We start from the raw sequence: 10,478 nt of genomic DNA on the forward strand, positions 1-10,478 counted from the left end.
GCCAGGGGTCTAGTCCTTTTGCGCAGACAGACTCCCCCCGTTTCCGTGCTTTTGCGATTATGTCCTTCCCTTTGTCCAAAGGGTCACCCCTTTGTTTTAAGAAAGGACTTGCGGCTGTAATCGCAACAACCGGGAGGCATCCGCCGAAACCTCGATAAACCTCCTCCTCGTCAACTAAGCGTTCTTCCGTCCACGCTTAGTCCAGGCGCTTTGAAAATAAATGACAGAATAAAATCCTCTACCCACCTTTCTTTGTTAAAATAATAACAAAATAATATTACAGTACGTTTTTTAAAACGTCAACTGTCATATTATTTCATAAAATAGCCTATGCATAAATAGAATAGAATGTTCCATTTATGCATAGGCTGGTGATAGGATTTCATTTTATTTTACTCTGTTCCCATTTCCTCGCGAATGACAGAGGCAATCCGTTCAACATAGTTCCGGCATGTTTCTTCCGTCGGTGCTTCCACCATCACGCGCACAAGCGGTTCCGTTCCGGACGGACGGACAAGAACGCGGCCGTTTTCGCTCATTTCTTTTTCCACTTCTTGAATTACGGCTTTTACTTTTTCGTTTTCCATCACTTTATGTTTATCGGCCACTTTCACATTCACAAGCAGCTGCGGATATTTTTTCACTTCACTTGCAAGCTCAGAAAGCGGCTTTTCTTTGATTTTCATAATATTAACAAGCTGCAGCGCCGTCAGCAGCCCATCTCCTGTCGTATTGTAATCAAGGAAAATAATATGCCCCGATTGTTCTCCGCCTAAGTTATATCCATTTTTCCTCATTTCCTCCACGACGTAACGGTCGCCGACAGCCGTTTGCACACTTTGGATCCCTTGCGCTTCAAGGGCTTTGTAAAATCCGAGATTGCTCATCACGGTGGAAACGACCGTTTGCTGTTTAAGACGGCCAATTTCTTTTAAATATTTCGCACAAATGTACATAATTTGATCGCCATCCACAATATTTCCGTATTCATCTACCGCAATCAGGCGGTCCCCGTCGCCATCAAAGGCGAGCCCGACGTCTGCGCCTTTTTCTTTAACAAATGCCGCTAACGCTTCCGGATGGGTCGAGCCAACGCCTTCGTTAATGTTAATGCCATTCGGCGATGCGCCCATTGTCACAACATCCGCTTCTAAATCAGCGAATAAATGGGTGGCAAGGGACGAAGTGGCCCCATGTGCACAATCAAGCGCAATTTTGATTCCCGAAAAATCTTCGTCAATCGTCTGTTTTAAGTACTGCAAATACTTTTGGCCGCCTTCAAAATAATCATTCACTTGCCCCAACGCTTCTCCGATCGGCCTTGGCAGCATATCTTCCGGGCTATCAATCAGCGCTTCAATTTCTTGTTCTTGTTCATCAGAAAGTTTAAAACCGTCTGGGCCAAAAAACTTAATTCCATTGTCTTGAACAGGGTTATGTGATGCGGAAATCATAATTCCCGCTTGCGCTCCCAATGCTTTTGTCAAATAAGCAACGCCTGGGGTGGAAATCACGCCAAGGCGCATTACTTCCGCCCCAATCGAAAGCAATCCGGCGACAAGCGCCCCTTCAAGCATATGTCCAGAAATACGTGTATCACGGCCAATCAATACTTTTGGCCGTTTTTCGCTTTTGGTCAATACATAGCCTCCGCAGCGGCCAATTTTAAATGCCAGTTCCGGTGTCAACTCGCGATTCGCGACTCCGCGAACGCCGTCAGTACCAAAATATTTACCCATTATGTCAATCTCTCCTTACGTAAATGAAATTATCGTTCATTAATTTTAATTTTTACATTTTTTTTCGGCAATTCCCATTTGATATTTTGCGGACCATTTAATTCCGCTTTCACTTCATGTTCACCAACGCCTAAATCACTGACATCCACATACAACGTAACATCGTCCGTTTGGATGCTATCCAATACGTCTGGCGCTCCATATAGTTGAACATCCATCTCTCCTTCTTGCGGATCGATAAAATCAACCGTATATTGATCCCCTAATCCTACTACATGAATTGGCACATCCTTTAATGTTTTTGTTTTTTCTTCTTGCACGTCAACCACTATTTTTACTTTGGAAGGATCAACGCTTTTTATTCCTTTCGGCAATGGCACATTCATTTCCAACGTTGTATCTTTTGTAATTTCGTCTAAATGAATCGTAATACCATCAATAAATTCAATGGAATCGATTGTTTCTTTTTCGCCAAAAATCGTCACTTGATTTGGGATGGTTTCGATTTTGACAATGCTTAATCCTTTCCGCAGCGATCCTGTCCGATTAATTTTCAGCGGAACCGTTTTGCTTGGGCTTTTTATCGGAACAGTTACTTCCACTACGGAAGGCTGCACGTCTAAATTCAGCACATTTCCGCGGCTGTCATAAACGGTTACCCGCGATTCTTGTGTCACGGTATCTGTCGCGCCATCTAAATCAATTCTCGCTCTTACCGATGATATGCTATCAATTAACTGTTTGGCACCAGTGATGGTGACAGAGTTTGGTTTGACAAGCGGCTGTTCGATCGTATAGCCTTCCGGCACTTTAGTTTTATTGATCAAATCAACCCCGACAGAGAAGTTTTTAGAAACTTTTTCTTGAATGGTTACTCGTATTGTTGAAGGATGAATTTTAACCTTAAGTTTATCAGAGATATCTTTATATTTTATTGGAACGGTATACGTTCCTAGCGGTAAATCTGTTAAATCGATATATACTTCAAAGTCGCGCTGCAAAGCAGTCGGCTTTACGATGCTTGCAGGTCCTTGCAAAGTGAGATTTACATATTTTGGAATACCGGAAACAATTAAATTTTCTTCATCATAATAAACGACAACAGGAACATTCGTCAGCGTTTCCGTATCTTCCTGCCCCACCGTATTGCGGGTAATCACTCCCGATTTTGTTTCTTTTTCGATATTCGCTGACATATAAAGCATAATCGCTAACAGCAAAGAAAAGATTTTAATAAACCAATGGTTGTTCATTAACTTATCCATCATGTCTCTTCCCCCTCCATTGCCAACGGGATGAGGAGGTCGCCTTCGTGGCTGGCACTAACTCTTTTGTCAGCAACTCCCGAAACTGTTCCGGAGTCAAATCTCGGTGCAGCTCCCCGTTTTTTGTGATCGATACCGCACCGGTCTCTTCTGATACGACGACCGTGATACTATCTGTCACTTCACTGATCCCTAATGCCGCGCGATGCCGCGTTCCAAGCTCTTTTGAAATAAACGGGCTTTCGGAAAGCGGCAAATAGCAGGCAGCCGCTGCAACATGGTTTTTCTGAATAATGACAGCCCCGTCGTGCAACGGAGTGTTAGGGATAAAAATATTAATTAACAGTTCAGAAGAAACACGGGCATTCAAAATAATGCCTGTTTCAATATAATCTCCCATTCCCGTTTCCCGTTCAATGGAAATTAACGCACCAATCCGCCGTTTTGCCATATATTCTGTCGCTTTAATAATTGCCTCAACCATTTTCGTCTGCTCTTCGTCATCATTTGCGCTGCTCCGCGAAAACAGCCTGCCCCGCCCTAGCTGCTCAAGCGCGCGCCGCAATTCCGGCTGGAAGATAATAATAAGCGCGAGAAACCCCCATGTGATTGCCCGGTCCATTAACCATTGCAATGTGCTGAGGCCGAGAAAGTTGCTCACGATATGGACGAGCATAATCAGAATAATCCCTTTTAAAAGCTGGACTGCTTTTGTCCCGCGGATCATCATAATGGATTTATATATGACGTACCAAACGACAAGAATGTCAACGATCTTGCCTAAATAGTTTAAAATCGGGAGCTCTCCGAAAGGCATTTTCACACTTCCTTTATCATCTAATTCCAACATATTGTATTTAAACAGCTCTTTTATTATAACATATCATATAAAAAAGCCATCGAAAAAGATGGCCTTCTATTCGAACACTTCCATAACATCCTTTACTCGCTCTTTAATATTATACCAAATCCATTCAAACACTTGATTAATTTCTTCCAATTCTCCTGTTACTTGTCCCGCAGAAGCTAAATATTTTTCACCATGAATAACGGTAACATTGCCTTCGACTTTCCCTTCGATCTTTATAGAACCGTTGCGAACGACGATGTCTCCTTTAACAACTTCACCTTTCGGAACGATCACAGTATGGCCGCGAATGATGACATTTTCATGTGCCGAAACTGAAAACTGTCTTTGTTCGTTCCATGTAGTAAACAGGCTGCCGATTGTCAAAATAACAAACAGCGAGGCGGCGGTAATGAACGGATGGTTTTGTAGCCACCTTCTCATACGAATCATCTTCTTCTCTTTCGGCAGCTTTGCCATCACACGCGCCGTAAAGTCAGCAGGAGGGATGAGATGGGACGCATGCTGGATAAACGCCACTGTCTTCTTTAATCCGTTAAAATGGTCAGCGCATGCCGAACATTGCTGCAAATGCTCCCTTAATATTTTTGCATCATTCGGCTCAATGTCACCATCTAAGTAGTCATGCATCAGGTTTACAATGTTATGAGGACATTTCATGTTCTTCACCCCTCTCATAAATGGCCCAAATGCTTTCGCAACGCTTCCCTGCCGCGATGAATTCTTGTTTTGACGGTGCCGAGCGGCAAATCCAAAATTTCGCTAATCTCCTGCAACGATAAATCTTCTATATACCTTAATACAATAACGCTGCGATACTTTTCAGGAAGCTTTTCAATCGCTTTTTGCACGGTTTCCTGCAGTTCCAAGCTTTCTAATGTTTCTTCCGGAGAAGCTTCGCTAGAGGAAAGCTGCGAATACATCGTAAGTCCGTCTGTGCCGCTTATCTCTTCGTCTAAATAGGCATCGGGTTTTTTCTTGCGAATTTTATCAATCGCTAAATTGGTGGCAATTCGGTACAGCCATGAAGAAAACTTCATGTTTGGATTATACGTATGAATATTAACATAAGCGCGAATAAACGCCTCTTGAGCAGTATCTTCCGCCTCGTGGCGGTTTCCGAGCATCCGGTAACATAAACGGTATATTTTGTCTTTGTAAAGGTCTACAATATCGGCGTAAGCATTTTGATCCCCTTTTTTGATCGCTTTGATGCGCTTTTTCACGAATATCTCCATATAATACGATACCTCCGCACACTGCGGCTACAGTGTATTACGTTCATGCAAAAAAAAAGTTTCAGACAAACATGTACAATTATTTTACCATATCTGCTTCATCTTTCACTAAACAAAAATAAAACAGCAGATTCTATAAAATCTGCCGTTTTCTGCTTCTACACTAATTTTTCTCCAAAAAGGGACCCCATCAATCCCACCGCGACGGAAGCAGTCTTATTCCGTTCATCTAAAATCGGATTCACTTCTACAAATTCTGCTGATGTAATTAGTTGCGCTTCTGCAAGCATTTCCATTGCCAAATGGCTTTCGCGATAAGTAAGGCCCCCGATAACCGGCGTGCCCACTCCCGGAGCATCGTGCGGATCAAGCCCATCTAAATCAAGAGATAAATGCACGCCGTCTGTCCGTCCTTGCAAATAAGCAATCGTTTCCTCCATCACAGCCGCCATTCCGAGGCGATCTACTTCATGCATCGTATATACCTTAATCCCCTTTTCACGGATTAATTGTTTTTCCCCTTCATCAAGAGAACGGACACCAATAAGAACAACATTTTCCGGTTTTACTTTTGGACTGTATCCGCCGATCTTCGTCAAATATGGATGCCCCAAACCAAGGCACACAGCGAGCGACATCCCATGAATATTCCCTGACGGAGAAGTTTCCGCTGTATTTAAATCGCCATGGGCATCATACCAAATAACTCCCAAATTTTGATAATGCTTTGCGACACCAGCTAATGTCCCGATGGCAATGCTATGGTCGCCGCCAAGCACAAGAGGAAAGCGACCTCTTTGGACTACATCGTCCACCATCTCCGCCAATTTTTCATTTGTTTTTGCAACCGCTTTCAAATTGCGCAAATTAAGCCGTAACCCTTCATCATCAGACCATTCCATTTTTCCAATTGAAACATCGCCCAAATCTTCAATCTCATAATGAAGGCGTTCCAGCCTCTCGATGATTCCTGCATAACGCATGGCGCTCGGCCCCATATCCACACCGCGGCGTGTCTGCCCTAAATCCATTGGCACTCCAATGATCGATACTTTCTTCACACTGTTTCCCCTTTCCATCGTACTGCTCCACTATTGTAATTATTGTAGACGAAAACATCCGACTGACTCAACTTAACAATTTTTTGAATATTTATTCTACAAAAGTCCGAAATCATCACAAAAAAACATCCCATTTCGGAAAAAACGAAATGGGATGTTACGCGAATGGAGCCTATCGGGATCGAACCGATGACCTCCTGCGTGCAAAGCAGGCGCTCTCCCAGCTGAGCTAAGGCCCCGTATTTATTTGTATAAAAGAGCGGAAGACGGGACTTGAACCCGCGACCCCCACCTTGGCAAGGTGGTGTTCTACCACTGAACTACTTCCGCATATCGATGAGCCATGGAGGATTCGAACCTCCGACCCTCTGATTAAAAGTCAGATGCTCTACCTACTGAGCTAATGGCTCATATAGTTAAATGAAAACACTATTTACTTTCGTTGTCCTTCCTCTTCTAGCTGATTCCAATGATGTTCGCAACTTATTCAATGAAGCTAAGGCTTGGCACATCTCTATCCAAGCTAATTAATATGTGGCTGGGCTAGCTGGATTCGAACCAGCGCATCACGGAGTCAAAGTCCGTTGCCTTACCGCTTGGCTATAGCCCAACATCCAGAAGTACCAACCACAAATATTATCACACATAACATAGAAATTTATACTTTTGAAACGCGAAAATGGAGGGGGACGGATTCGAACCGCCGAACCCAAAGGGAGCGGATTTACAGTCCGCCGCGTTTGGCCACTTCGCTACCCCTCCGCATTGCAATGCCGGCTGCAGGACTTGAACCCGCAACCTACTGATTACAAGTCAGTTGCTCTACCAATTGAGCTAAGCCGGCATAAAAAAATCAGCAAATCACAGTAAGCTGGCATGAAAGGTAATGGAGCGCGCTTTGACTCTCCATTTACCTCTCGCTTCTAACTGATATTAGCGTGTCGGGGGCAACTGACAACTGCTTATAATCCAATAACATTATATGGTGGAGGATGACGGGATCGAACCGCCGACCCCTTGCTTGTAAGGCAAGTGCTCTCCCAGCTGAGCTAATCCTCCACAAAAAGAAAGTGACCCGTACGGGATTCGAACCCGTGTTACCGCCGTGAAAGGGCGGTGTCTTAACCACTTGACCAACGGGCCAAAAAACAGCAGGATTGCTAAAGCTTCCAACCGGACTTGAACCGGTGACCTCTTCCTTACCATGGAAGTGCTCTACCAACTGAGCTATGGAAGCATGGCTCCGCAGGCAGGATTCGAACCTGCGACCAATCGGTTAACAGCCGATTGCTCTACCACTGAGCTACTGCGGAATAACAAGTTATTGGTTTATACTCCATTTTTGTTGCCTCTTCCTCTTCTAGCTAATTCAAAGAGGTCAAATGCGTCGAGGCAACTCGTAGCTTATTCAATGGAGCTTAGGCTTGTTGCTCCCCACTGAGCTACTGCGGAATATTTGATAACTTGCCTAGCGACGACCTACTCTCGCAGGGGCGCTGGCCCCAACTACCATCGGCGCTGGAGAGCTTAACTTCCGTGTTCGGAATGGGAACGGGTGTTTCCTCTCCGCTATTGTCACTAGGCAAGTATTTCTACCACAGACAGATATTATTATATTTCAATCATATCTTTTGTCAAGAGGAATTTTTCATTCCCTCAAAACTAGATAACCGTCCGTCTGGAAGAAACCGTTTGGCCAGGCGGCATTCTCCGTTGTTCGTGGTTAAGCCCTCGATCGATTAGTATCCGTCAGCTCCACGTGTCGCCACGCTTCCACCTCGGACCTATCGACCTCGTCATCTTCGAGGGATCTTACTCGCTTGACGCGATGGGAAATCTCATCTTGAGGGGGGCTTCACGCTTAGATGCTTTCAGCGCTTATCCCTTCCGCACATAGCTACCCAGCGGTGCCCCTGGCGGGACAACTGGTACACCAGCGGTGCGTCCATCCCGGTCCTCTCGTACTAAGGACAGCTCCTCTCAAATTTCCTGCGCCCGCGACGGATAGGGACCGAACTGTCTCACGACGTTCTGAACCCAGCTCGCGTACCGCTTTAATGGGCGAACAGCCCAACCCTTGGGACCGACTACAGCCCCAGGATGCGATGAGCCGACATCGAGGTGCCAAACCTCCCCGTCGATGTGGACTCTTGGGGGAGATCAGCCTGTTATCCCCGGGGTAGCTTTTATCCGTTGAGCGATGGCCCTTCCATGCGGAACCACCGGATCACTAAGCCCGACTTTCGTCCCTGCTCGACCTGTCTGTCTCGCAGTCAAGCTCCCTTCTGCCTTTGCACTCTCCGAATGATTTCCAACCATTCTGAGGGAACCTTTGGGCGCCTCCGTTACCTTTTGGGAGGCGACCGCCCCAGTCAAACTGCCCACCTGACACTGTCTCCCACCCCGCTAAGGGGTGCGGGTTAGAATTTCAATACCGCCAGGGTGGTATCCCACCGCCGCCTCCACCGAAGCTGGCGCTCCGGCTTCCCAGGCTCCCACCTATCCTGTACAAGCGATACCAAAATTCCATATCAGGCTGCAGTAAAGCTCCACGGGGTCTTTCCGTCCTGTCGCGGGTAACCTGCATCTTCACAGGTAGTATGATTTCACCGGGTCTCTCGTTGAGACAGTGCCCAAGTCGTTACACCTTTCGTGCGGGTCGGAACTTACCCGACAAGGAATTTCGCTACCTTAGGACCGTTATAGTTACGGCCGCCGTTTACTGGGGCTTCGGTTCGCACCTTCGCTTCCGCTAAGCGCTCCCCTTAACCTTCCAGCACCGGGCAGGTGTCAGCCCCTATACTTCGCCTTTCGGCTTCGCAGAGACCTGTGTTTTTGATAAACAGTCGCTTGGGCCTTTTCACTGCGGCTCCCTCAGGCTTTGGACCCAAGAGAGCACCCCTTCTCCCGAAGTTACGGGGTCATTTTGCCGAGTTCCTTAACGAGAGTTCTCCCGCGCACCTTAGGATTCTCTCCTCGCCTACCTGTGTCGGTTTGCGGTACGGGCACCTCTCACCTCGCTAGAGGCTTTTCTTGGCAGTGTAGGATCGGGGACTTCGGGACCAACGGTCCCTCGCCATCACGGCTCCGCCTTATTGCCAGACGGATTTGCCTATCTGGCGGCCTAACCGCTTGGACAGGCTATTCCAGCAGCCTGCTCGCCCTACCTTCCTGCGTCCCCCCATTGCTCAAACGGTGAGGAGGTGGTACAGGAATCTCTACCTGTTGCCCATCACCTACGCCTTTCGGCCTCGGCTTAGGTCCCGACTAACCCTGAGCGGACGAACCTTCCTCAGGAACCCTTAGGCTTTCGGTGCAGAGGATTCTCACCTCTGTTTTCGCTACTCACACCGGCATTCTCACTTCTAAGCGCTCCACGAGTCCTTCCGGTCTCGCTTCAGCGCACTTAGAACGCTCCCCTACCGATGACCGTTGGTCATCCCACAGCTTCGGTGGTACGTTTAGCCCCGGTACATTTTCGGCGCAGAGTCACTCGACCAGTGAGCTATTACGCACTCTTTAAATGATGGCTGCTTCTAAGCCAACATCCTGGTTGTCTGGGCAACTCCACATCCTTTTCCACTTAACGTACACTTTGGGACCTTAGCTGGTGGTCTGGGCTGTTTCCCTCTCGACTACGGATCTTATCACTCGCAGTCTGACTCCCAAGGATAAGTCATTGGCATTCGGAGTTTGACTGAGTTCGGTAACCCGATGAGGGCCCCTAGCTCAATCAGTGCTCTACCTCCAAGACTCTTCCCTTGAGGCTAGCCCTAAAGCTATTTCGGGGAGAACCAGCTATCTCCAGGTTCGATTGGCATTTCACCCCTACCCACACCTCATCCCCGCACTTTTCAACGTGCGTGGGTTCGGGCCTCCAGTAGGTGTTACCCTACCTTCACCCTGGACATGGGTAGATCACCTGGTTTCGGGTCTACGACGACGTACTGTACGCCCTATTCAGACTCGCTTTCGCTGCGGCTCCGTCTTTTCGACTTAACCTTGCACGTCATCGTAACTCGCCGGTTCATTCTACAAAAGGCACGCCATCACCCATCAACGGGCTCTGACTACTTGTAGGCACACGGTTTCAGGTTCTCTTTCACTCCCCTTCCGGGGTGCTTTTCACCTTTCCCTCACGGTACTGGTTCACTATCGGTCACTAGGGAGTATTTAGCCTTGGGAGATGGTCCTCCCTGCTTCCGACGGGATTCCCCGTGTCCCGCCGTACTCAGGAGCCACTCGGGAGGGAACGAAGTTTCGACTACAGGGCTGTCACCTTCTCTGGCGGGCCTTTCCAGACCGCT

6 protein-coding genes, 10 tRNA genes and 2 rRNA genes (1 of these 18 cut by a window edge) are annotated in these 10,478 nt (G+C 47.2%); all 18 read right to left on the reverse strand.

Annotated elements, in window-relative coordinates; all coding sequences use genetic code 11:
• Positions 1-392: 392 nt before the first annotated feature.
• Positions 393-1,739 carry a phosphoglucosamine mutase gene (gene glmM, locus AOT13_RS02120; protein WP_003247645.1) on the reverse strand — a complete coding sequence of 449 codons (1,347 nt, stop codon included), beginning with the start codon at positions 1,737-1,739 and terminating at the stop codon, positions 393-395.
• Positions 1,740-1,768: 29 nt separating this feature from the next.
• Positions 1,769-3,004: a CdaR family protein gene (locus AOT13_RS02125; RefSeq protein ID WP_003247644.1), complete on the reverse strand. Its 1,236-nt coding sequence runs from the start codon at positions 3,002-3,004 to the stop codon at positions 1,769-1,771.
• On the reverse strand, positions 2,997-3,821 hold the full coding sequence (gene cdaA / locus AOT13_RS02130; RefSeq protein ID WP_003247643.1) for a diadenylate cyclase CdaA: 825 nt from the start codon (positions 3,819-3,821) through the stop codon (positions 2,997-2,999). The genes AOT13_RS02125 and cdaA overlap by 8 nt, the downstream gene beginning before the upstream one ends.
• A gap of 99 nt (positions 3,822-3,920) precedes the next feature.
• Positions 3,921-4,532 carry an anti-sigma-W factor RsiW gene (gene rsiW / locus AOT13_RS02135; RefSeq protein WP_003247642.1) on the reverse strand — a complete coding sequence of 204 codons (612 nt, stop codon included), beginning with the start codon at positions 4,530-4,532 and terminating at the stop codon, positions 3,921-3,923.
• Between the two features lie 14 nt (positions 4,533-4,546).
• Positions 4,547-5,110, reverse strand: a complete 564-nt coding sequence (gene sigW / locus AOT13_RS02140) for an RNA polymerase sigma factor SigW (protein ID WP_003247641.1) — start codon at positions 5,108-5,110, stop codon at positions 4,547-4,549.
• A gap of 158 nt (positions 5,111-5,268) precedes the next feature.
• Complete coding sequence (gene rocF, locus AOT13_RS02145) at positions 5,269-6,171, reverse strand: arginase (protein ID WP_173662668.1); 903 nt, start codon at positions 6,169-6,171, stop codon at positions 5,269-5,271.
• A 166-nt stretch (positions 6,172-6,337) separates the two neighbouring features.
• Positions 6,338-6,410 (reverse strand) — tRNA-Ala (locus AOT13_RS02150).
• 19 nt (positions 6,411-6,429) lie between these two features.
• Positions 6,430-6,501, reverse strand: a tRNA-Gly gene (locus tag AOT13_RS02155).
• 7 nt (positions 6,502-6,508) lie between these two features.
• A tRNA-Lys gene (locus tag AOT13_RS02160) sits at positions 6,509-6,581 on the reverse strand.
• A 125-nt stretch (positions 6,582-6,706) separates the two neighbouring features.
• A tRNA-Gln gene (locus AOT13_RS02165) sits at positions 6,707-6,781 on the reverse strand.
• Positions 6,782-6,851: 70 nt separating this feature from the next.
• Positions 6,852-6,933 (reverse strand) — tRNA-Tyr (locus AOT13_RS02170).
• Positions 6,934-6,942: 9 nt separating this feature from the next.
• Positions 6,943-7,015, reverse strand: a tRNA-Thr gene (locus AOT13_RS02175).
• Positions 7,016-7,154: 139 nt separating this feature from the next.
• A tRNA-Val gene (locus AOT13_RS02180) sits at positions 7,155-7,230 on the reverse strand.
• A gap of 12 nt (positions 7,231-7,242) precedes the next feature.
• A tRNA-Glu gene (locus AOT13_RS02185) sits at positions 7,243-7,314 on the reverse strand.
• A gap of 21 nt (positions 7,315-7,335) precedes the next feature.
• Positions 7,336-7,408: transfer RNA gene (locus AOT13_RS02190), tRNA-Thr, on the reverse strand.
• A gap of 1 nt (position 7,409) precedes the next feature.
• Positions 7,410-7,484: transfer RNA gene (locus AOT13_RS02195), tRNA-Asn, on the reverse strand.
• 153 nt (positions 7,485-7,637) lie between these two features.
• A 5S ribosomal RNA gene (gene rrf / locus AOT13_RS02200) occupies positions 7,638-7,754 on the reverse strand.
• A 136-nt stretch (positions 7,755-7,890) separates the two neighbouring features.
• A 23S ribosomal RNA gene (locus tag AOT13_RS02205) occupies positions 7,891-10,478 on the reverse strand; it runs 342 nt beyond the window's last position.

The sequence above is a fragment of the Parageobacillus thermoglucosidasius genome, from assembly GCF_001295365.1.
Lineage (GTDB): Bacteria > Bacillota > Bacilli > Bacillales > Anoxybacillaceae > Parageobacillus > Parageobacillus thermoglucosidasius.

What these genes read in the sequence shown, in the direction of transcription:
- glmM (WP_003247645.1), bottom strand. Translation starts at nt 1,739, where the DNA reads ATGGGTAAATATTTTGGTACTGACGGCGTTCGCGGAGTCGCGAATCGC.
- AOT13_RS02125 (WP_003247644.1), bottom strand. Translation starts at nt 3,004, where the DNA reads ATGGATAAGTTAATGAACAACCATTGGTTTATTAAAATCTTTTCTTTG.
- cdaA (WP_003247643.1), bottom strand. Translation starts at nt 3,821, where the DNA reads ATGCCTTTCGGAGAGCTCCCGATTTTAAACTATTTAGGCAAGATCGTT.
- rsiW (WP_003247642.1), bottom strand. Translation starts at nt 4,532, where the DNA reads ATGAAATGTCCTCATAACATTGTAAACCTGATGCATGACTACTTAGAT.
- sigW (WP_003247641.1), bottom strand. Translation starts at nt 5,110, where the DNA reads ATGGAGATATTCGTGAAAAAGCGCATCAAAGCGATCAAAAAAGGGGAT.